The sequence below is a fragment of the Paenibacillus haidiansis genome (genome assembly GCF_036553665.1).
Taxonomy (GTDB): domain Bacteria; phylum Bacillota; class Bacilli; order Paenibacillales; family Paenibacillaceae; genus Fontibacillus; species Fontibacillus haidiansis.
Genome location: NZ_JAZHPZ010000004.1, coordinates 1 through 22,407 on the forward strand (window position 1 = coordinate 1; position 22,407 = coordinate 22,407).

16 protein-coding genes, 1 rRNA gene and 1 riboswitch are annotated in these 22,407 nt (G+C 55.8%); of the genes, 3 read left to right on the plus strand and 14 right to left on the minus strand.

Annotation, left to right across the window (positions count from 1 at the left end; translation table 11 throughout):
* The 8 genes from V3851_RS09640 to V3851_RS09670 all read right to left on the minus strand — a co-directional run.
* Window positions 1-1,020, minus strand: a 16S ribosomal RNA gene (locus V3851_RS09640); the annotation flags it as partial.
* 282 nt (window positions 1,021-1,302) lie between these two features.
* Window positions 1,303-1,956, minus strand: coding sequence for a class D sortase (locus V3851_RS09645; protein WP_331846328.1), 654 nt, complete (start codon window positions 1,954-1,956; stop codon window positions 1,303-1,305).
* Between the two features lie 76 nt (window positions 1,957-2,032).
* Window positions 2,033-2,305, minus strand: a complete 273-nt coding sequence (locus tag V3851_RS26965) for an LPXTG cell wall anchor domain-containing protein (protein WP_414859291.1) — start codon at window positions 2,303-2,305, stop codon at window positions 2,033-2,035.
* Window positions 2,220-3,038, minus strand: coding sequence for a hypothetical protein (locus V3851_RS09650; protein ID WP_331846329.1), 819 nt, complete (start codon window positions 3,036-3,038; stop codon window positions 2,220-2,222). The genes V3851_RS26965 and V3851_RS09650 overlap by 86 nt, the downstream gene beginning before the upstream one ends.
* A 440-nt stretch (window positions 3,039-3,478) precedes the next feature.
* Window positions 3,479-3,955: a GtrA family protein gene (locus tag V3851_RS09655; RefSeq protein ID WP_331846330.1), complete on the minus strand. Its 477-nt coding sequence runs from the start codon at window positions 3,953-3,955 to the stop codon at window positions 3,479-3,481.
* Window positions 3,945-4,958 carry a glycosyltransferase family 2 protein gene (locus tag V3851_RS09660; RefSeq protein ID WP_331846331.1) on the minus strand — a complete coding sequence of 338 codons (1,014 nt, stop codon included), beginning with the start codon at window positions 4,956-4,958 and terminating at the stop codon, window positions 3,945-3,947. Before V3851_RS09660 ends, V3851_RS09655 begins: the two co-directional genes overlap by 11 nt.
* 23 nt (window positions 4,959-4,981) lie before the next feature.
* Window positions 4,982-8,839, minus strand: a complete 3,858-nt coding sequence (locus V3851_RS09665) for a glycosyltransferase family 39 protein (RefSeq protein WP_331846332.1) — start codon at window positions 8,837-8,839, stop codon at window positions 4,982-4,984.
* A gap of 147 nt (window positions 8,840-8,986) precedes the next feature.
* Complete coding sequence (locus tag V3851_RS09670) at window positions 8,987-10,387, minus strand: NCS2 family permease (RefSeq protein ID WP_331846333.1); 1,401 nt, start codon at window positions 10,385-10,387, stop codon at window positions 8,987-8,989.
* Window positions 10,388-10,556: 169 nt separating this feature from the next.
* Window positions 10,557-10,656: riboswitch (purine riboswitch) on the minus strand.
* A 263-nt stretch (window positions 10,657-10,919) separates the two neighbouring features.
* Between V3851_RS09670 and V3851_RS09675 the strand changes: the two genes are divergently transcribed.
* Window positions 10,920-11,267: a hypothetical protein gene (locus V3851_RS09675; protein WP_331846334.1), complete on the plus strand. Its 348-nt coding sequence runs from the start codon at window positions 10,920-10,922 to the stop codon at window positions 11,265-11,267.
* A 97-nt stretch (window positions 11,268-11,364) separates the two neighbouring features.
* On the opposite strand, the gene guaA is transcribed toward V3851_RS09675, so the two are convergent.
* The 6 genes from guaA to bcp all read right to left on the minus strand — a co-directional run bounded on the left by guaA (window position 11,365) and on the right by bcp (window position 19,714).
* Entirely contained in the window at window positions 11,365-12,903 is a 1,539-nt protein-coding gene (guaA, locus tag V3851_RS09680) for a glutamine-hydrolyzing GMP synthase (protein ID WP_331846335.1), read from the minus strand.
* Between the two features lie 77 nt (window positions 12,904-12,980).
* A complete protein-coding gene (locus V3851_RS09685; RefSeq protein WP_331846336.1) occupies window positions 12,981-15,320 on the minus strand; it encodes a transglutaminase-like domain-containing protein in 2,340 nt (779 codons plus the stop codon).
* On the minus strand, window positions 15,307-16,605 hold the full coding sequence (locus V3851_RS09690; RefSeq protein WP_331846337.1) for a DUF58 domain-containing protein: 1,299 nt from the start codon (window positions 16,603-16,605) through the stop codon (window positions 15,307-15,309). Before V3851_RS09690 ends, V3851_RS09685 begins: the two co-directional genes overlap by 14 nt.
* A complete protein-coding gene (locus V3851_RS09695) occupies window positions 16,602-17,564 on the minus strand; it encodes an AAA family ATPase (RefSeq protein WP_331846338.1) in 963 nt (320 codons plus the stop codon). The genes V3851_RS09690 and V3851_RS09695 overlap by 4 nt, the downstream gene beginning before the upstream one ends.
* Before the next feature lie 101 nt (window positions 17,565-17,665).
* A complete protein-coding gene (locus V3851_RS09700) occupies window positions 17,666-19,102 on the minus strand; it encodes a polysaccharide deacetylase (protein WP_331846339.1) in 1,437 nt (478 codons plus the stop codon).
* A gap of 129 nt (window positions 19,103-19,231) precedes the next feature.
* A complete protein-coding gene (gene bcp / locus V3851_RS09705; protein WP_331846340.1) occupies window positions 19,232-19,714 on the minus strand; it encodes a thioredoxin-dependent thiol peroxidase in 483 nt (160 codons plus the stop codon).
* Between the two features lie 137 nt (window positions 19,715-19,851).
* Here bcp and V3851_RS09710 point away from each other — a divergent pair, with 137 nt between their 5' ends.
* Window positions 19,852-20,934: an LCP family protein gene (locus tag V3851_RS09710; RefSeq protein ID WP_331846341.1), complete on the plus strand. Its 1,083-nt coding sequence runs from the start codon at window positions 19,852-19,854 to the stop codon at window positions 20,932-20,934.
* A 65-nt stretch (window positions 20,935-20,999) separates the two neighbouring features.
* The gene (locus V3851_RS09715; protein WP_331846342.1) at window positions 21,000-22,313 is read left to right on the plus strand and encodes a glutamate-1-semialdehyde 2,1-aminomutase; all 1,314 of its coding nucleotides are present in this window, start codon (window positions 21,000-21,002) and stop codon (window positions 22,311-22,313) included.
* Window positions 22,314-22,407: the final 94 nt, after the last annotated feature.

A 22,407-nucleotide genomic window follows, 5' to 3' on the forward strand; every position in this document is an offset into this window, starting at 1 on the left:
ACCGGTCAGAGGGATGTCAAGACCTGGTAAGGTTCTTCGCGTTGCTTCGAATTAAACCACATACTCCACTGCTTGTGCGGGTCCCCGTCAATTCCTTTGAGTTTCAGTCTTGCGACCGTACTCCCCAGGCGGAATGCTTAATGGGTTTCCTTCGGCACCAAGGGTATCGAAACCCCTAACACCTAGCATTCATCGTTTACGGCGTGGACTACCAGGGTATCTAATCCTGTTTGCTCCCCACGCTTTCGCGCCTCAGCGTCAGTTACAGCCCAGAGAGTCGCCTTCGCCACTGGTGTTCCTCCACATCTCTACGCATTTCACCGCTACACGTGGAATTCCACTCTCCTCTTCTGCACTCAAGTCACCCAGTTTCCAGTGCGACCCGGAGTTGAGCCCCGAGATTAAACACCAGACTTAAATGACCGCCTGCGCGCGCTTTACGCCCAATAATTCCGGACAACGCTTGCCCCCTACGTATTACCGCGGCTGCTGGCACGTAGTTAGCCGGGGCTTTCTTCTCAGGTACCGTCACTCCGTTAGCAGTTACTCTAACGGACGTTCTTCCCTGGCAACAGAGCTTTACGATCCGAAAACCTTCATCACTCACGCGGCGTTGCTCCGTCAGACTTTCGTCCATTGCGGAAGATTCCCTACTGCTGCCTCCCGTAGGAGTCTGGGCCGTGTCTCAGTCCCAGTGTGGCCGTTCACCCTCTCAGGTCGGCTACGCATCGTCGCCTTGGTGAGCCGTTACCCCACCAACTAGCTAATGCGCCGCAGGCCCATCCGTAAGTGACAGATTGCTCCGCCTTTCATTATCTCACCATGCGATGAAATAAATTATCCGGTATTAGCTACCGTTTCCGGTAGTTATCCCAGTCTTACGGGCAGGTTGCCTACGTGTTACTCACCCGTCCGCCGCTAACCCTCAGGAGTGCAAGCACTCCATCAGGTCCGCTCGACTTGCATGTATTAGGCACGCCGCCAGCGTTCGTCCTGAGCCAGGATCAAACTCTCCAATAAAGTGTTTGACTTGCTCATTTCAAAACTGACGAGAATTTTACTTCTCATTTAATACTCACTCGTTGTTCAGTTTTCAAAGATCAACTTCATTCAGTCGTTGTCGCTGCATCAGCGGCAACTCTTATATTATATCAGGTTCGAGATTGAAATGCAAGTCTTTTTTTAAAATCTTCAAGCTTGCTTTTCAACAACCTATCGCTCGAAGCGACATTTACTAATATATCAGATATCTCCCTATAAAACAAATTGTAAAATATGGATTCTGCAATTCCCGTTTTTCACTTACTCCTGCATCTTTCCACGGACGATTAACCGATGGGTCGGATTGATAAGCGGATCGCAAGTAATTAACGTCAACACTTTTTTACTTTGGTCTTCGGAGTCAAGGACAGAAATATCCGTCGGCTCTACAATGGATATTTTGTCGACAACGTAGACATAACGACTTCCTCTTGCTTCAATAATAATTTCATCGCCGGCTTCCACTTCATTCAGGCGGTTGAATAACCTCCCTTTCGTATGTGCCCGGTGAGCGGCAATCGCCGCGTTTCCCTCCTCCCCTAAGGCAGCCGTTTCTTTTAGGTGTGCGGCGGCGTATTTCATATTGGATTTGGTAGCCCCTTCAAGAATGGGTAGCTCTACATCTATTTTAGGAATTATGATTATGGCGATGGCCCCCTCCTGATTATTAGCATTGCTAGTTGTTTTAAGTGAAACCGTTGTTTCCAACGATTCCGCCGCCGACAATACCTGGGACATGTTCAGATATTCGCGCTTAAGCTTCTGATTAAACGCTTCGGCGCTTTGGGGACTGTTGTTGCTCATAGCCTGCTCCAGCAGGTTTTTTTGTTTTAAGTCCGCATACCATTCGTTAGCTTTCGGAAACAGGATAATCATGATACCGGCCACAATTAAAATGTAGGCGAGTTTCTTCATTAGAATACGTCCCTTCAGACTAAATAGAGAAGCAAAGAGTTTGACCCCTTTACTTCTCTTTAACAATAGAAATCTTTTAATTTCTTTTTGCCGTTTTTCTAAAAATGATCCCTAGCGCAGTGATGACCGAACCTAAAATGTAAAATGGCACGGAGCTGCTTTCGCCTGTTTTGGGAAGAGTCTTTGCTTCTGTTACTTGAACTTGATCCTGGGTCGAATTTGTATTTTCCGAAACATTAGGTCCTGGAGGTTCTGTTGTTTCATTAGATAAGACCGCCGGAGTGGGGCTTGGGCTTGAAGTCGGATCTACCGTCGGAGTCGCGGTTGAGTCCGGTGTCGGTGTCGCTATAGGCGTTGCACTTGGTGTCGATGTTGGCGTGGATGTTGGTGTGGAACTTGGCGTTGAAGTCTTTGTAGGGGTGGATGTACGCCCTGGTTTTCGGGTTGGCCTTGGTGTCGCTGTCTCCGTTGGGGTTGGTGTCGGTGTTACTGTTTCTGCTGGCGTCGGCGTCGCCGTTTCTGTCGGTGTCGGTGTCGCCGTTTCCGTTGGCGTTGGTGTCGCTGTCTCCGTCGGCGTTGGTGTCGCCGTTTCCGTTGGCGTTGGTGTCGCTGTCTCCGTCGGCGTTGGTGTCGCTGTTTCCGTCGGTGTCGGTGTCGCTGTCTCCGTCGGCGTTGGTGTCGCTGTCTCCGTCGGCGTCGGTGTCGCCGTTTCCGTTGGCGTTGGCGTCGCCGTTTCCGTCGGTGTTGGTGTCGCCGTTTCCGTCGGTGTTGGTGTCGCTGTCTCCGTCGGCGTCGGTGTCGCCGTTTCCGTTGGCGTTGGTGTCGCTGTCTCCGTCGGCGTCGGTGTCGCCGTTTCCGTTGGCGTTGGCGTCGCCGTTTCCGTCGGTGTTGGTGTCGCCGTTTCCGTTGGCGTTGGTGTCGCTGTCTCCGTCGGCGTCGGTGTCGCCGTTTCCGTCGGTGTTGGTGTCGCCGTTTCCGTCGGTGTTGGTGTCGCTGTCTCCGTCGGCGTCGGTGTCGCCGTTTCCGTCGGTGTTGGTGTCGCCGTTTCCGTCGGTGTTCGGGTCGGTGTTGGTGTCGGACAATCAGGCGTCCGTGTAGGTTTCGGCGTCTTCGTCGATGTTGGCTTTGGCGTCTTCGTCGATGTCGGCTTCGGCGTCTTCGTCGATGTCGGCTTCGGCGTCTTCGTCGATGTCGGCTTCGGCGTCTTCGTCGATGTCGGCTTCGGCGTCGATGTTGGCGAATTTGTCGGTCTATGCGTCGGGTGATGCCCCCCAAGCGTACTGTACTCCGGTTCTCCCTGATTCTCATTCTCCCCGCCAGAGGTTGCCGTTACCGCACTTGTCATTCCCAGCGCGAGCCCGGCAGCCAATGTGGCGGCAATGGCTGTCCTTGCTTTCTTTCCCATTCAGCCCACTCCAGTACAAAAAGATATTCATTTTAAAACAGTACTTTTTCTTTTTTATCTTATTGGACTAAGGCTTGCACTATGCCTCACGATGCACAAGCCGGCAAAATTTATTTGTTAATCCTCGGTCGAACTGGGCAAACTATTTTCGACCGTATCAAGATTCCTCCGGAACACCCATTTCCGGCTTCCGTAAAAATTCAGGATAACCGTGACGAAAGTAACCCCGGCCTTGGCCAAAAGAACATGCACTTCAGGAAAAAAAGACATCAACCTCAGTAAAACCAGTGAAAGGGCAAGAACGATCAAATTCAGTGCAACAAACCGGATAAACCGTTTCGCATCGGGTCCCCGCCGGTTCGTATTAGCCATCCTCCGGTCATCAAACGTATACCGTCTGTTCATCAAAAAGCTGTTCACCATTCCTGCCGAGTATGAGAAAATCTGGGCGATTCCGTGCTCCGCCCCCCATTCCGTCAAAAGCGCAAAACAGGCAAAGTCGATGGCTGTGTTAATTACGCCTACCATATTGAATTTTGCAAATTGCAGCAGAGACGGTTTGAACCGATGAACTGCGGACCGCTTAACCTGCATATTCCTCGGCCCGCTCTCGCAAATCCCCTTCCGCCGTCGATGAATTTTGGCTCAAGTATCCGCCATCCGCAAACTCAAAGCCCGCTTTGTCGCGCACGATATACAAAGGCCGTTCCTTCGTTTCATCATAAATTCGGCCGATATACTCCCCCATCACGCCGAGCAGCATCAGCACAATGCCGTTAAAGAAAAGATTGATCGCCACGATCGAGGCCCAGCCTGGAACCGTGCCGAAAGCGAGCCATTTTTGCAGCAGCACGACAAACAGGTACACGAAGCTGGTCAGCGACAGAACAAATCCGACGTAAGAGGCGATTTTCAGCGGCTTATGGGAAAAAGACGTGATGCCGTCGGCGGCGAAGCGCAGCATTTTGCGCAGCGGATATTTCGTCACCCCGGCATAGCGTTCCTCGCGCACATATTCCACCTGGGTCTGGCGGAAGCCCGCCCATCCGACCAGCCCGCGGACAAAGCGATTTTTCTCCTTGAGCCCTTTGAGCACATCGCATACCTTGCGGTCGATGAGCCGGAAATCCCCGGTATCAAGGGGAATGTCGACCTGCGTCAATCTCCCGAGCACCCGGTAAAACAGGAGCGCCGTAGTCTTTTTAAACACCGTCTCGCCTTTGCGCTTGATTCGCCTTCCGTAAACGACCTCATAGCCTTCCTTCCACTTATCGAGCATTTCGAGAATGATCTCCGGCGGGTCCTGAAGATCCGCGTCAATGATGACGACCGATTGTCCGGCGGCATAATCCATGCCCGCGCTGATGGCCACCTGATGGCCGAAATTCCGGGAAAAATGGATCACCCGCACATGCGCATCGCGCCTCACGATCGCCTCCACGATTTCCGCCGTCCGGTCCGAGCTGCCGTCATTCACGAAAATAAGCTCGTAATCTTCTCCCGTCACATCCATCACCCGCTTCAAACGGGTATAAGTATGCTCGATGACTTCCTCTTCATTAAACATCGGAACGATCACACTGCAGCCAATCGCCATAACCTCCCCGATCCCCCTAACCTTTAAAATACCCACGAAAGAAACCAGCGCAGAATATGCTCCACATAGAACGAGCTCACCGGCATGCCGGACAGCGCCGGATAGAATGCGATAAACAATAGTACGGCCAGCGCCATGTACCATTTTCTGATCCAGCCAAGCCGCGGCACTCTTTCTTCTATGACTTTCGCCGTATACACAATTGCCAGGACCATGAACGGCACCATGGCAAAATAGTGATACAGAAACGTTTCTCTGGAAACGAGCATCCAGGGGATATACTGGGCCAGATAAGCGATCCAGATGACATAGGCGAACCGGTCCTTACGCTTCAACGAAAGCCATATGGTCAGCACCAGCATAAATACGCCGGTCCACCAAATCAGCGGATTGCCCATAGTCACGATCGTTGACACTATGCCTGTGGGCTCCCATTCCCCGCCATAGTACCAGACGGGCCTTTTCATAAAGGGCCACTCCCACCAGGAGGAAGCAAAGGGATGATCGCTCACCAGTCTGCTGTGATAATCGAACATATCCTTTTGGGCCTGGATGAGGGCCTGCCATGTAAACCCGCCCGGAGAAGCGGCGAGCTGCGGAATGAACGACAAGGCATATACCGCCCCGGGGATCAGCACGAAAAAGATGACGCAGGCACCGAGCGTGAGCAGCATGTTCTTTGGAAAAGCTGCGACCGTCCGGCGGTAAAGCGAAATTCGCTCCTCCGGTTCGGGATGCTCCAAGTCTTCCGCCACCAGTGCACTGCGGGCGGCGGCATACTCCCTGTAGCGGAAATACAACGAGATGCCCAGCATCACCGCCAGCCCGGCTCCACCGTAGACGACGATCCACTTGGAGGCGACGCCGATGCCGAAGAACAGCCCCGCCCAGAACAGCGGAACGAGCGTCTTGCCCAGACCGTCACGATGAAAATTCAGATTGAAATACCGGCTCATGAAGTAAAACATCAGCAGTATAAAGAACACGCCGTACACATCGATCGTGGCGATGCGCGTCTGGGTAAAATGCATAAATTCAGCGGCAAACAGCACGGCGGACATGATCGCATATTTGCGTTGACCGAACAGGCGAAGTGCAAAGGCGTAAATCAGCGGCAGCATGGCGGCCCCGAACAGCGTGCCGATAATCCGCCAACCGAACGGGCTTAGTCCGAACGCCTTGATGCCGACGGCGATCAGCAGCTTGCCGAGCGGAGGATGCGTTGTCTCATAGGCAGGTAGTCCATGCAAATATTCGTAGGCGGTGCGGGCGTGATAGATTTCATCGAAATACGTCCCGTTATAGAAATCGGGTTTGCTGACCGCGTCGGACGGTTCATCGAACAGCAGGCCGGGTTGCTCCTCCTTTGCGTTCAGACCATCGTCCCCATGAATTCCCAAGACGGGTAATGGCCCGGTACCGCCCTGCTCATAAAATGCCATTTCATGCAGCGAGAACCCCGGCTCTTCCACCGTCAGCTTCGCATATCTCGCTTCCATTTGAAGCGGCTGGCTCTTCCAGGTGAACACACTGCCGTGATCTTCAACGACTTCAAGCGAATCGCCCCAAGCCGAATCATCCGCTCCAAACTCAAGCTTGAACTTTCCATGACCCGTGCCCCCGAAGATGTTGACCTTTTCAAGCTGCTTGACATCGCCGAAATCAATGTAAAAACCGTCTCCCCCCGATGACGGCGTCCATACGGTTTGGGGCGCCCTGAACGAACCAAGCTGGTACAGCGCCACCGCCAAATAGACCAGCGTTATCAGGATGATCCATATCCAGCCTTTAACGCGACGCAGGACGGACCTCGCTCCGACGGAATGCGGAGTGACCGAAGCCGAGGTCAGATCGGCTAACAGTGTGCAATCCCGCTCCTGTAGGCCGGCCCGGGTCAGCGGCTCCAGCGGCAGAATTCTCTTTTTTACGTAAATATCAAGCCCGAGATAAAGCATGTAAGCGAGCAGTCCGATATTGGCGATAGAGCAAAGGTATACGATCCCGTCTTCCCCGGGACTCGATCCTCCGTTCAAAAAGCCGAGCACATAGGCGGTGTTCACATATTGCGTGAGGCTAAAGCCCATGAAAAGCCCCAACAGGCGGCTGTCTTTCACCTCCATGTAGCTGAACAGGCTCAGGATCAGCGCAGGGAACATATAGCGCTCATGCATTTTTGTCCCAAGCACGAACATGATGGCGATTAAGGCTAGCGCAATAAAATAGGATGAAGTTAGGTCGCGCCCCCGCCATTTTTTTCGGAAAGAGATATAACCTGCATAAGCCACCGCCGCTACAATGGCCAGCATGCCCCACGCCCGGAAGGACAAAAGCAACCAGCGGTTGTCAAGCGGAGACCAGTTGTGGCCGAACAGGGCGTAAATGTTAAAAGCGTTCACCGAGGCGAAAGGATAAGAGGACAAGGTAGAACGGTAAAGGTCGATCAGCCCGGACAAGCCGCCATTGCCCCAGAAAAAAGGCAGCGCGAGCAGGCCGAATGCGCCGATGCCGTACAGGACGCTGCGGCCGATTCGCCGGCCGTCGCGATAATACAGACAAGCGATCAGCCATACCGGAGCAAAAATCAGCGTCTGCGGTTTGATCAACGCGGCGACGGCCAGCCAGACGGCGGAACGTTCAAAACGGCGCTCGATCAAAGCCATGATCGAAACGAGTAGAAACAGTACATAGAAGGAGTCCACCTGACCCCATGCCGAGGAGTTGATTAAAACGGCCGGGTTCAATAAATATAGAACGGATAGAGCCAATGCGGTTTTACCGCCCAGCTTCTTGTCCGCGGTTTGGTATATGAGATATCCGGCGATCAAATCGGTCACGATGGACGGAAATTTAAAGAGCAATTGCGTCCCGGCCGCGTCAAAGCCCAGAGCAAACACGTTGCAAATAGAGCCGAGCACGTACAAGACATAAATATATCCCGGCGGATAGTCGGCGAACATCCCTTCCACGTAAAATCCGCCGATGCCCCGGTCCACGGCATGCTGGGCCCAGGCCATAAACGTGTTCATATCGGTCTCGAAGCCGCGGGCCGTCAAGGCGATCCCGATACGCAGAAGCAGCGAGACCACGAGTATAGCAGCAAACCAGAGGTGTTCCCGCCCTTCCGGTTCCCCAAGTCGGACGGTTTTGCGGCGAAGCATTCTTTGATACAAGAGGACAAACAGCAGACCGAACAAGGTGGAAAACAATAGGATTGGCAGCACGGATACATGCGCCGCCGTTTGCGCTGTCCCATCCTGCGATTCTCCCCCGCCGCCCGCACTTGGCGCAGGCGGTTCCAAGGAAAGCGGAACGACGCCTTCGGGAAGGCTACCGGCCTCCTCCACCTGAAGATCGTCGAAATACGCCTTGCCTGTATTCAGATGGCCGTACCCGCCGATTCCGGCGGCAATCGTAAGCTCCTGCTGCTCGGGTCCGGTCCGGCCGTAAAATTGCACCTGCTTCCACTGCCCGTCCGATTCCGTTAAATGCGGAAACGGCCCGCCGACACCGAGCGGAAATATCGTCGCTCCAACCTCACCGCTGCCCATCTCCTCGACCCGGATCCAGCCCGAAACGGAATAATCCGTGTCCGGCCTCACCGAGATCCGCTGCACCCACTTCGCGTGATCGGGTTGCAAATTTTCCACCACGGCCGAGGAACTTCCCGAATGCGCCTGATCGGAGGCAGCTTCGAGATCGCTGGCCCCCTCCGTTTGCACCCAAACATCCCGGCTCCATTGATCCGGGGAATTCCCGGAAACCTGCTCGAAGCCCGGGTTTTGCAGCAAATTGTTTCCTTCGGCGTAAAGCCATCCAGCCGGAGCCAGACTAATGATCCCCATCATTGCGGCAATCCAAGCGATTTTAACAAACCTTAACACGGCCCGACTTCCCCCCGGATACGGTTCTTTGTATTCAATATTTTTTAAAAATATATTGCAGGGGGACCAAGCTTATGCCTTATTAACTAAAAAAAGCCCGCCAACCAGTTCTGCTGGTTAGCGGGCCTTCTGCTTTATTAAGAAATGTTAGCCTTGGCTGCCAAGGAAGATATAGCGGAGAATGATGAGTACGGCAAGCACCCACATCAGCCAGTGCACCTTGTATTTGTTGTTGCCGCGCAGGTTGGCAATCGTTGCGAGCACCACATAGAAAACGATTCCGAACGAGATCCCGTTGGCGATATTGTAAGTGAACGGCATCATTGTGATGGTCAAGAAAGCCGGAATCGCCACAACCATGTCTTGAAAGTCGATTTCGCGAATCGATTGAAGCATCAGCACGCCTACGACGATCAGGGCCGCAGCCGTTGCGGAACCGGGGATCAGCGCCACGACCGGAGCCAGGAACAAGGCGAGCAGGAAGCAAACGCCCGTAGTTACCGCCGTCAGACCGGTGCGTCCGCCTTGGGCAACCCCTGCCGTACTTTCCACATAAGCCGTAGTTGTGGAAGTACCGAGCATAGCGCCGCCCGTAACGGCAACCGCGTCAACGAGCATCGCTTTGCCGACGCGCTTCTTGCCTTCCACCGGATCTTTCATAATGCCGGCGCGTGTCGCCGTACCGACCAATGTGCCGAACGTATCGAACAATTCGACGAACGTAAAGGTAACGATGGCCGAAATAATGCCTGTATGGGCAATGCCTTCCCAGTCAAACTTCACAAAGTTGATTTCCGAGAAGTCGGGAACCCATTTCGCTTGGCTGGCCGAGATAGAGTTGAAATCAACGGCACCCATCAGCATGGCGATTACAGTAGTACCCAAAATTCCGAACAAAATGGCGCCGCGAACATTAAGCACCATCAATACCCCGATCAGGAGCAAACCGATGATCGCAAGCTGTACATCTGTGTTTTGCAGACTGCCGAGATGAATTACCGTTTCAAAGGATAACACATCCGTGTACGTGTTCGCCGGAATATCGCTGCCGGCTTCCACGCCGACAGTCATTAGACCGCTGTTTTTCAAACCTACGATCGTAACGAACAGCCCGATCCCGACCGTAATGGCATGCTTGAGCGAATCGGGAATCGCATCCAGAAGCATTTGGCGTATCTTCGTTACCGTTAGTAGGATAAAGATCAAACCGGAAATAAATACGGCAGTGAGACCCATTTCCCAAGTAAAAGGCTTATCCGTCGATGCCGACGAAAGCACTACCGACGCGAAATAAGCGTTCAAACCCATCCCTGGCGCAAGCGCAACCGGGAAGTTAATGAAAAGACCCATGGCGATCGTGAAGATACCGGCTGCCAGTGCCGTCGCCAGAAAAACAGAATACCAGCCCATGTCGATTCGGCCGAATGCAGTCAGCGTGTTGGGGTTGACCGTCAGGATGTAAGCCATCGCCATAAATGTGGTAATACCGGCCATGATCTCCGTACGAATCGTCGTACCGTTCTGTTTCAGCTTAAAAAAGCGATCCATGATTCAAATACTCCTCCTTATTTTGAGTCGGAAACGACAAAAAGCCCGAGGTTGAATCATCCCCGGGTACCGATAGCAGCCGGAAGAAGCGGGAAGACAAGAGGCTCTCGGAACCGGCGCGCCTTTACAACGAATAAGAGCACGGCAATACCGATCATATCTTGGCCAAACTATCGCTTCTTCCTTTCGTAGCCGGATCATTACGGTGACCTCGTAGAGACTTCCGGGCCGATTCCCGGAATTATACGAAAAGATATGCTATTTGTCGAATTATCCGAACAAGTCTTGGACTTAAAGACCTATCACATGACTTATTCTAGGCTCGGACAGGGGAAGTTGTCAACCAAAAAACGAATATTATTTCAAAAAAACTTATCCAATGTTCGCTATTTGGATATATATATCCTATTTTATCCCTCCAATTTTTGTAGTATTCCCAAATTTACTTACAACATTCGACATTTGCAAGATTATGCCGAAATAATATAATTATTTTGTTCGACACATAACTGGCCTTGAGGGGGTTTGCTGATTGAGAGTTGCCACAGGCATTATTTTTGCATTCTGGCTCGTATTTATGGGATACAAGTTTCTGACAACGCAGCCGGTGGACTATGATGGAGAAATTAGACATTTTTTGAGCGGGGGATTGGTTTTTCTGCAGTTCATCGCGTGGGCTTTTATCTTTACCATGCCTTTTACAACATTCATCATTCTCATCATTGCGGAAGTGATCGCTCTACTGCTTGCATTCACCTATCATTCAAGCTATACCATCTTCGTGATTATTAATCTGATTTTCATCTTCATGAGCTTCGCGGGATACAAAGAGATGACCAGACAGAAGGCTGCCGCCAAAAAGCGGGCTAGAGCTACTTAGATTTTCCAGGGATAGAACTACATACATTTTTTTGATCATAAAAAAAACTCCCTCTCATTTGCTAACTGCGCAAATAAAAGGGAGTATTTTTTGTCGTCTATTCCCACTCGATCGTGGCCGGCGGCTTCGACGTGATGTCGTAAACGACGCGATTGACGTTCTCCACTTCGTTGACGATCCGCACCGAAATCTTCTCCAGCACATCCCACGGAATGCGGGCCCAGTCGGCGGTCATGCCGTCGATCGAGGTTACCGCGCGGATGCCGACGGTGTAGGAATACGTCCGGGCATCGCCCATGACGCCGACGCTCTTCATGTTCGGCAAGGCCGTAAAATACTGCCAGATCTCGCGGTCCAGACCCGCCTTGGCGATTTCCTCGCGCAGGATATAGTCGGAATCGCGGACGATCTTCAGCTTGTCCTCGGTGACTTCGCCCAGCACGCGGATCGCGAGCCCCGGTCCCGGGAACGGCTGCCGCCAGACGATTTCCTTCGGCAGGCCGCATTCCTCGCCTACTTTGCGAACTTCGTCCTTGAACAGCGTGTTCAGCGGTTCGATCAGCTCGAATTGCATGTCTTCCGGCAAACCGCCGACATTGTGATGCGATTTGATGGTTTGCGCCGTCGCCGTGCCGCTTTCCACGATATCCGTATACAGCGTTCCTTGCGCCAGATATTTGAAATCGTCAAAGCGCTTGGACTCTTCTTCAAACACGTAAATAAACTCGTTGCCGATAATTTTCCGTTTCTTTTCCGGATCGTCGACGCCTGCCAGCTTGGACAAGAAGCGTTCACGGGCATCGATTTTGACGACCTTCATATCGAATTTGCCGACGAACGTCTCCATGACGCTCTCGGCTTCGCCCTTACGGAGCAAGCCGTGATCGATAAACATACAGGTCAGCTGGTCCCCGATCGCCTTGTGGATCAGCGCGGCCACCACGGAGGAATCGACGCCGCCGCTCAGTGCGCACAACACTTTTTGATCGCCCACCTGCTCGCGGATTTCACGGACCTTATCCTCGATGAACGTCTCCATGCTCCAGTTGCCCTCGCAGCCGCAGACCTCGTAGATGAAGTTCTTGAGCATCTCGTTGCCGTGAACGGAATGGCGTACTTCCGGATGGAATTGAACTCCGTACAATTTACGCTCCCCGTTGGAAAAGCCCGCGATCGGAGCATGCTCCGTCGAAGCGTCGAGAATAAAACCTTCCGGCAATTCAACGACATGGTCCCCGTGGCTCATCCACACCGTTTGCTTGCGGTCGAGCCCTTTGGTCAGCGCGGAATGCGCTTCGAAATCGACATCCGCTTTTCCGTACTCGCGTTTCGCTGCGCGTTCCACCTTGCCTCCGAGCTGTTGGGCCATAAGCTGCATGCCGTAACAAATCCCGAAGATCGGCACGCCGATATCGTAAACGGCCGGGTCGCTGTGCGGCGCATCTTCGGCATATACGCTCGAAGGTCCGCCCGAGAACACGATCCCTTTCGGCGCTAGTTCCCGAATCCGTTCCACCGGGGTGTTAAATGGCAGCAGTTCGCTGTACACGCCCAGATCGCGAATCCGTCTGGCTATCAATTGATTGTATTGTCCGCCGAAATCAAGGACAACAATCAGTTCATTTGGCTTTTTCATTACCGAGCCTCCCTCAATTCATGAACCTAATTATACGAAACGACAAAAGAGCTCGTCAAGGAAGAGCGGGCGGCAAATCAGCGCCCCGAATAAGCCAAATTCCGGCACATTTTCAAGAAGCCTCTGCTGTCGGTCCGGTCCAACCCGGCCCCCCCGTAATAAAGGTTCTCCCAAATGCGAACAAAACTTTCCAAATCATCGGAGTTCCGTCCCCCGTTCTTGGTGCTAATGAATTCCACATATTCCCGGGCGGTCATTTCCGGAGTTTTCGCTCCATAAGCATTATACAATTCCCGCCATACGCATTCGGCGGCCCGCAGCAGCTCCCTTCTTTCCGGGAATCTCCGCCGCTGCCCCAGCATAAACAGCCATAAGAGGTAACGGCTCTGACGCAGCCAGTATTTCCGGTAGAGGACGGCAAACAATACCGTTAAACCGAAGCCCGATAATAAGCTCGTCCAGAAAAACAAACGCTCCTGAATCAAGCTCAGGCTATTTGACAGCTTGGCGGCGGTTTCTTCCATCAACTCTCCCAAAGAGCCGCTCAGTCTCCGCCACAGGCTTGAGCCTTGTTCCAGCAAGCCCTGCCCGCCTCCGTCCGTCGACGCCGCGGCAAAGGCGGATTCGTAACCCGGTGTCGGATCGAACGGAATCCAGCCCGCTCCGGGAAAATAAACCTCCACCCAGGAATGCGCGTCGGCATAGCTGACCGTATAGCGGTGCTCATCTTCGGAGACCGGCGTGCCCGGGGCGAAGCCCTTGACCCACCTGGCGGGAATTCCCCCGCTGCGGAGCAGCACGGTCATCGCCGTGGAGAAATGGTCGCAGTAGCCGATTTTTTGTTCGAATAGAAAATAGTCGGCAAAATCGCTGCCCGCCGGCGGATATTGGCTGTCCAGGCTGTAGGCGTAATGCTTCTTCAAGTAGTTCATGACCGCCAGCACCGCGTCGTATCGGCTTGGCCGCTCCTCCACAAGGTCGGCGCCGAGCCGGCGCACCCGCTCCGGCAGCGAATCCGGGAGCTGAAGCTCACGGCCGGCAAGCTCGGCCGGATCTTCTCCCCCGGCCGCGCGGAGCCTCTCGGCGGAAACTTCCGGCACCCCGGCTTCCAACTCGTAGCCGTAAACGGCTTGCTCGGGATATGCCGGCGCAAAGTAGAAGGCATCCGCACCGGCATCGTACCGGGAGTTTGCCTGTGGCGAACCCGTCCCGGCGTTCAATGCGCCGGAATCCGATCCGGCCGCTTCCCATCCGCCGGCGGTCGGTTTACCGGCAAAAACCCGCTCCACATTCAGCGGGCTCCCGCCGCTGAACAGCGGTACGGTTCCGGTGGCCGGCTCCTTGAAAATGACGGTCTGCCGGACGCTCCGGGCAGCGGACTGGACCTCAGGTCTTTCCGGTTCAGCGAGTGAAGCCGAAGCCGGATCGGCCGGGGACGAAGCCCAGCCCGCTCCGGTATACACGCTTTTGCTCTCACCCCGCCAATACGTATTTTCCGGCGATACGGCCGTAAAATATGTCTCATGCCGCAGGCGGAGCGGGGCGCCGAGCCGGGTGTCGTCCTTGCCGTAGCCGGACAAGGCGTAGCTCACGGACGGGCCGTTCAAGCCGGAGCCGCTCCAGCCTTCAAGGACCTGCGCAACCTGGCTCCAGGCAATGGCTCGCGCCGGCTGGACCGGCAGAAGCGAGCTGAGGAGGAAGGGGCCGGCAACGCAAGCTGCAATCGCGATAGCGATGGCGGCGGCCCCTCCCGGCTTGCCGCCTGCCCGCAGGCGGCTGCGAAACACCAGCGCCTGCAGGGCAAGCCCCCAGCCTGCCGTACGGACAAGCCCGGCATATACCGGCACATCTCCAACGGTTTCAAGCGCGAGCAAGTACAGCACGGAGGCGGCAAAGAACAGCAAATTGCTCTGCTTGCTTAGCGCCAGCGCCTGTACGGAGACGACGAGCAGGCTCCAGCCGATCAGCAGCAGAAGCGTGCGCGTTTCGCCGCCGAGCCCGTACAGCCTGCCGGTTTGCACCGCTTCGGCGACATCCGCGGCGATCAGCCCGGCGCAGTCGGAAAACCAGGAGAATCCTTGCGCTTGGCCGAACAAAAAATACATCGCTCCCGCGATCAACAACGGCGGAAGCGGCACAAACGCATAAGCGGGCAGACGAAAACAACCGAGCAGCAGCAAAATGCCGGTAAGCGCAAGAAACAACCCGATCAACCGGACGGGTTCCCCGCCTAGAAAAGAATATAACGGGTACAGCCATTCGCCGAACAATCCCAGCAGCAGCAAAGACGTAAGGGCACGTCGCCCCCCTTCTGCCAGCCGGCGGGACTTGTCCGCTTCGGGCGTGAGCGGCGTCAGGCCATGGACGCCGGGAAGCGGGCCGCCGGTGACGGGGCTTTGGTGATTAAGCGATGTCATGCCGGACCCCTCCTTCCCCGGAAGCGGCCCCGGCGGTACTATACCGCGTCAAATCCACGACGGAGAGCCCGCGGTCCGTCAGGCCGGCCGCCAGACGGGCGCTCTCGGCGTCGCCCTTCGGCCCGCAGGCGCACCAGATTTCGAGCCGGACGCCGCGCTCGGCAAGGAGCAGGGCCGCTGCGGCCAATTCAGGGGTCAGGCGGCCGGTGATGAAGGTCAGGGCTCCGCCTTCAGTCACGGCCGCCGCTTTCCTCAGGAGCCCGTCGCCGCTTTCCGCCGGACCGGGAGTCACGCCCGCCAGCAGGTCGAGGCCGGCCTTCAGCCCGCGCATTCCCGTAAGCGCACAGGCTTCGCCGGAGACCGGCCCGGTCATCCCGCCGTGGCGGAAATCAGCCTCGGCCCGGCCATCGGCGCCGAGTTCGCGGGCAAGCCACGCCGCGGCCGCGGACACGGCAAGCTCGAACGCGGCGTCCGCGCTTCCCGGCGCACCGGGGGCGGGGCCTCCCGGCCGCTTGGCGCCGGGCCGGTCGTACGATGCCGCAGCCGTGTCCAAATAAAGGCGCCGGGCCGGCATCTCGCGATCCTCCGGGATGCGCGTCAATAGCGCGCCCTGCTTGGCCGAGCTTTTCCAGTGCACGCGGCGCAGCGGATCGCCGGGCATGTAGGCGCGCAGCCTGCCCGCTTCCGCATATCCTTGCACGCTATCCCGTCCAAGGTCCAAGCCCTCCACATCCGGGCCGGCAGTCCCGGCTCCGCCGGAACCCAGCGGCAGCGGCACGGGGTGAACGACAAGCTCATCCCGAACCTTCATGCGCAAACCGCGCTTGAACCAGCCGAATGAATCTCCCCAAGTAATTCTCATATCATCACCGGTATAGACGCCCCGGTCCAAATCCTTCAGGTAATAAGTGCCGGTAAACCGTCGTTTCCAACTGCCGAAAACCAGCTTGCCTCCTCTGGAGCCCGCATCCGCCGCTTGGCCGGTATCGTGCGGGACCGACCATTCATCCTCGACCTCCACCCACAGAGGAAGAAGCCCGCCGGAAACGGTTATGTCCAGCGTCACCGCGACGGTGTCCCCGGCCCGGGGAGTCAAAGGATGCCAGGACCGCTTCGCTTCGACCCGCTTGGGTCCGAGCAACTGGGTCGCCGCACCCTGAAGCATGATGAGCAGCAGCAGAAGCAGCACAAACAGGAGCGACTCGCCCCCTTTCCAGGTGTAAAGCGCCCCCACCGCCACCGTTACAGGAATCGCCGCCAGCCATGTCCATATCCCGCTTCTCATCGCGGGCCACCCGCGGCCCGGTGAAACATCGGCACATCGGCCCGTTTCAACAGCTCGGCCACCGCCTGCTCGCCGCTGACCCCGGAAAGGACCGCCTCCGGCTTCAGCACGATCCGGTGGGCCAGTACCGCCCCGGCAACCGCCTTGACATCATCCGGAATCACATAAGTCCGCCCTTTGTAGTAAGCCATCGCCTGAGCGGCCCCCATCCAGGCCATCGTGCCGCGCGGGCTGATGCCGAGCAACAGCGGATGGTGATGCCGGGAGGCATTGGCTACGGCGACGAGGTATTTCTTGATCGCCTCGTCGACCAGCACGGTTCTGACCTGCCGCTGCATCAGCCCGATTTCCTCGGGCAGCAGCACCGGCTTGACCTCGACGGGCGGCTCCTGCATGCGCCGAAGCATCTCCATTTCATCTTCCGGCTGCGGGTAGCCGAGCGTCAGACGCATCAAGAAACGGTCGAGCTGGGCTTCGGGCAGCCGGTACGTCCCTTCGTATTCCAGCGGATTTTGCGTAGCCAGCAGCATGAACGGCTGCGGCAGCGCCCTGGTGATCCCGTCGATCGTGACCTTGCGTTCTTCCATCGCTTCCAGCAGCGCCGATTGGGTGCGGGGAGCCGCCCGGTTAATCTCGTCGGCCAGCACGATATTCGCGTGAACCGGTCCCGGCCGGAATTCGAATTGCCCGGTATGAGGCTGATATACATTCACCCCGGTCACATCGGCGGGCAGAAGATCGGAAGTAAACTGAATCCGGCCGAACGAACCGCCCATGCACGCGGCCAGCGTCCGGACCAGCAATGTTTTGCCCACCCCGGGTACATCCTCCAGCAAAATATGTCCGCCGTACAGCATCGCTATAACGGCCAGCTCGATTTCTTCGCGTTTGCCGACGATTACGCGCTCAACGCGCCCCACCAGCCGCTCCAAAATCTCGCGGGCTTGCTCTTGAATCATCTCCATCCCTCCATATAAGACAGCAAATCTATCAACCAGTTTCTCCAAAAAGCGCGGTTCATAGACCTGGAAATAGAGAGATTCCGCAAGGATCTTTCCCGCTACATAGCTTTGATTCTGCGTTCATCCCCGTCGGAAACGAAGGAAACGACCGGATGACCCGTCGCCTCCAGCAGCGGACGCAGCGACAACCACAAAGCATTGTTCCTCAGTACAAACGTGATTCCGTTAAATGTAACGGAACCTTCCCGCCCTTCCGTGAGCAACCTGCTACGATTCGGATCGACCGTTACTACGGTATCTCCCCATAAGACGACCGCGGTCCGGCTTTGACCGTCCCAGCTTACCGAAGCCCCCAGCCTTTCCATGGTGGAACGCAGCGGGACGATGAACTGACCGTCATGCAGCGCATATTCACCGGCGCCCAGCTTCGTCTCCACCCCTCCGGCTTCCACGAACAACGGCTGGGCCGGCCCGAACAAAGCGGCATTCGGTTTGACGTGGCTTTCGATCCAGGCGGCCGAGGGAGCGGGTTTGGCTTTGGTTTTAGCCGAAGCGGCCAAGCTGAATTGGACCGGTTTTTGCTCCGGGGACAACGCTTTGAACGTATAGCCGTGTTTTTTATAGAATTGAATGATGTCGGGAAGGGCTTTGACGGACTCCGCGTGACCCGCCCCGTCATGCAACAGGACGATCATTTCGTCCTTCAGCTTCTCGGAGGTGGCGTTTTTAACGATTTCCGCGGCGGGAACTCCCTTCCGTTTGGAATCGCCGCTGTCGACATCCCAATCGAATACCTTATAACCGCCCTGTTCCAGCAGCTCGAAATACGTTTCGTCAAAATGACCGTAGGTACCTCCCGGAGCCCGGACCAAAACCGGACGAACGCCGGTGATTTCCCGCAAAATCTCCTCGGTCCGCTTGATCTGCTCCCAAAAGCGGGGAAAACTGCTGTATAAATCGCTATATTCATGATTATAAGTATGGTTTCCGATAGCATGTCCCGCCTCCGCGATTCTCGTAATAATTTCCGGCGATTGCTTGGCATGCTCGCCCAAGACGAAAAATGTGGCCTGAGCCCCCTCCCGGTCCAAAATGGACAACACCTCGTCCGTCAGCTTGCTCGGGCCGTCGTCAAAGGTAAGGTACACGACCTTTTCCCGCTTTGGGGCGGGCGGAGTCTTGTCGGGCTTAGCCGCGGAGGCAATCGAAGCGGCCGGAACGGTCGAAGCGGTTAAATCGTCCGAATCCGTCAGGGCGGCATCGCTGCCGACGCCGGAAGGAGGCGTCCGCTCGGCTTCGAACGTTCCGCTCCCATCCGCAGCGGCGGTCTGCAAGCCTGACGGTCCCGCCATGGCCGAAGCGATCCCGCCGGCGGAATATGTCCCTAGCGCCGGGCCCGCCGACAAGGCATACCCGGATATTCCGGGCATGACCGGTTGTTGCTCACCATACACCGAAGCCGCGGCGACAATCGCCAGCATCGCGAGCAGCGCCGTCCGCAGCGTTTTAAAACCTGGCATCCGATATTTTCTCATTTCCTTCGACCTCCGCCGTTCATATCAATCCGTTTGCTTTCTGATAGATTGTATGAAGCTAGAAACGAAAAAAGACCGCCTAGGACTTGTCCATTCACAAGCCGGCGATCCTTTCACTGCTCTTCTGCTTTAGCCCAGTTCCTTGACGGCCTCCAGCACTTTCTCCGCATGGTCTTTGACTCTGATATTGCGCCATTCCCTGACGAGGACGCCCTCCTCGTCGATCAGAAACGTCGAGCGCACGATGCCTTCGTATTCCCGTCCATACAATTTCTTTAGCTGCCAAACGCCGAACATGCGGCATACCTCATGATCTTCATCCGACAGCAGCGGGAAGGGCAGGCTCTGCTTCTCCCTGAATTTATCGTGCGATTTGACCGGGTCCCCGCTGATGCCGAGCACGACCGCGCCAAGCTCGTGCAGCAAGCCGCTGCGGTCGCGAAAATCGCAGGCTTCCTGCGTGCAGGCGGGCGTCATGTTTTTCGGATAAAAGTAAATGACCACCTTGCGCCCGCGAAACTCGCCAAGCGAGATCTCTCCCCCGCCGCTTGCGGGAAGCCGGAAATCGGGAACGGGTTGTCCGAGACGTACCTGAATCTCTTTTTCTGCCATAGATTTCTCTCCTTATCTTCACAATCGCTTAAATATAGGAAATTGATTGTATTTATAAAAGAAATTATAATGGAATGATATGAAGAACATCCATCCTCAAAGCGAATTCATCGTTTATTTTTGAAAGGACGAACAAAATGACAAAACGCACAAAACGGGCGATCCTCTGGTCGGTTGTGGGGGTACTGATCGCCATCGCCGCTTTCGTGGCCTACTATTTTATCGCCATATACAACCAGGTCGAGAACTTCCAGAAGACCGGCGAAGAATCCCCTTTTTATAAGGTACAGCCTACCGAAACGAAAGTCCCCGAACCCCCGAAATGGGAAGGCACCGAACGGGTCAACATATTGCTTATGGGCGTTGATGCCCGCGGCTTGAAAAAAGGAGAGATCCCCCGCTCCGATACGATGCTTGTCGCCTCGCTCGACCCTGTAGCCAAGAAGATCAATCTGTTCTCCATTTTGCGCGATACCTATACGGAAATTCCCGAACACGGCTCCGACCGCATCAACACCGCCATTACGCACGGCCCGAATACGGCGATGAAGGCGGTATCCGACCTGCTCGGCATTCCGATCCAATATTACGTTTATACCGACTTCCAGGGGTTCATTGAACTGGTGGATGCCGTCGGCGGCGTCGATTTTTACGTGGAAAAGGATATGCACTACACCAGTAAGGCGGACAATCATGAGTACGATATCGATTTAAAAAAAGGCCAACAGCATCTGGACGGCGAAACCGCGCTGCAATACGTCCGTTTCCGTCATGACGCCATGTCCGACTACACCCGGACCGAACGTCAGCGGAATTTCCTGAAGGCTGTTGCCGAAAAGCTGATATCGACGACCTCCATCATGAACCTGCCGTCGATTCTGGAGAAGGTGAACCCTTATATCGACACCAATCTGTCCATCAACGACATGTGGAAATTGGCTACCGTCGGCTATACCAGCGATATGAGCGCGAGCGAGCAAATTCCGCCGATGGAGCTGCTGGTCGAGCAAACGATCGGCGGATCGTCCGTCCTCGGCGTCCGCAGCGAGGAAGAACTCAAAGAATATGTGCAAGAAGTATTTAGCAAAAGCGAAACCGACGCTTCCGGAACGGAAAACAGCGGGGACGGAGACGCATCAAACGGTACCCCCGCTGACGGAAGCGCGAACGGTTCGGAATCCGGAGACAATGACGGCAATACGACTTCTACCGGCCCTTGACGGACCGGCGGAAGCGAATTGCAGCTTGACCACTCCGAACCTATTGTGAAAGGAAGTATTCCCTTATGAACCGAAAGCAATCGGAACATCTATACGAAGAAGCACTGAAGCACATCGTCGGCGGCGTCAACAGCCCTTCCCGCTCGTTCAAGGCGGTCGGGGGCGGGGCGCCCGTCTTTATGAAGAAAGCCCAGGGCGCCCATTTCTGGGACGTTGACGGCAACCGCTACGTCGACTATCTCGCCGCCTACGGGCCGATTATTACGGGACATGCCCACCCGCATGTGACGAAGGCGATTCAGGAAGCTGCGGCTAACGGCACGCTGTACGGCACGCCGACCGAGCTGGAGATCCGGCTCGCCGTCATGCTCAAGGAAGCGATCCCGTCGATGGACAAGGTCCGCTTCGTCAATTCCGGCACCGAAGCCGTCATGACGACGATCCGCGTCGCACGCGCCTATACGAAGCGTAACAAGATCATCAAATTCGCCGGCTGCTACCACGGCCATTCCGACCTCGTGCTCGTCGCCGCCGGTTCCGGGCCGTCTACGCTCGGAATTCCGGACAGCGCCGGAATTCCGACCAGCATTGCCCAGGAAGTCATCACCGTGCCGTTCAACGACGCGGACGCTCTGGGCGACGCGCTGGAGACCTGGGGCGACGATGTGGCCGCCGTCATGGTCGAGCCGATCGTCGGCAACTTCGGCATGGTGATGCCGCAGCCGGGCTTCCTCGAGGAGGTATGCCGGCTGGCGCGGTACTACGGCGCGCTCGTCATCTATGACGAGGTCATCACCGCCTTCCGCTTCCATTACGGCTCGACGCAAACCTATGCCGGGCTGGCCAATCACGACCTGATCAAACCTGACTTGACCGCGCTCGGCAAAATCATCGGCGGCGGCTTGCCGATCGGCGCATACGGCGGCAGCAAGGAAATCATGGAGCAGGTCGCTCCGCTCGGCCCGGCCTATCAAGCCGGCACAATGGCGGGCAACCCCGCCTCCATCTCCGCCGGCATCGCCTGCCTGGAAGTGCTGCAGGGCGCCGGGGTCTACGAAGAGATGGAGCGCCTGACGATCAAGCTGACGGACGGCCTGGCCGATTCCGCCCGCCGCCACGGCGTGCCGCTGACGATCAATCGCATCCGCGGCTCGTTCTCCACGCATTTCTGCGACCATCCGGTCACGAACTACGAGGAGGCCCAGGATACCGACGGCGAAGCGTTCGCCGCGTTCTTCCGCGCCATGCTGAACCGCGGCGTCAATCTGGCTCCGTCGAAATACGAAGCCTGGTTCCTGACGACCGCGCATACGGAAAGCGACATCGATTTTACGCTGGAAGCGGCGGAAGCTTCGTTCAAGGAAATCAGCTCGAAATAACAATTATCTAAAAAAGGGGCTGTCCCAAAAGTAGATAATTCTACTTGAGGGATAGCTCTCTTTTATGAAAAAGTCAATTTTTAAAAAAAAGAGC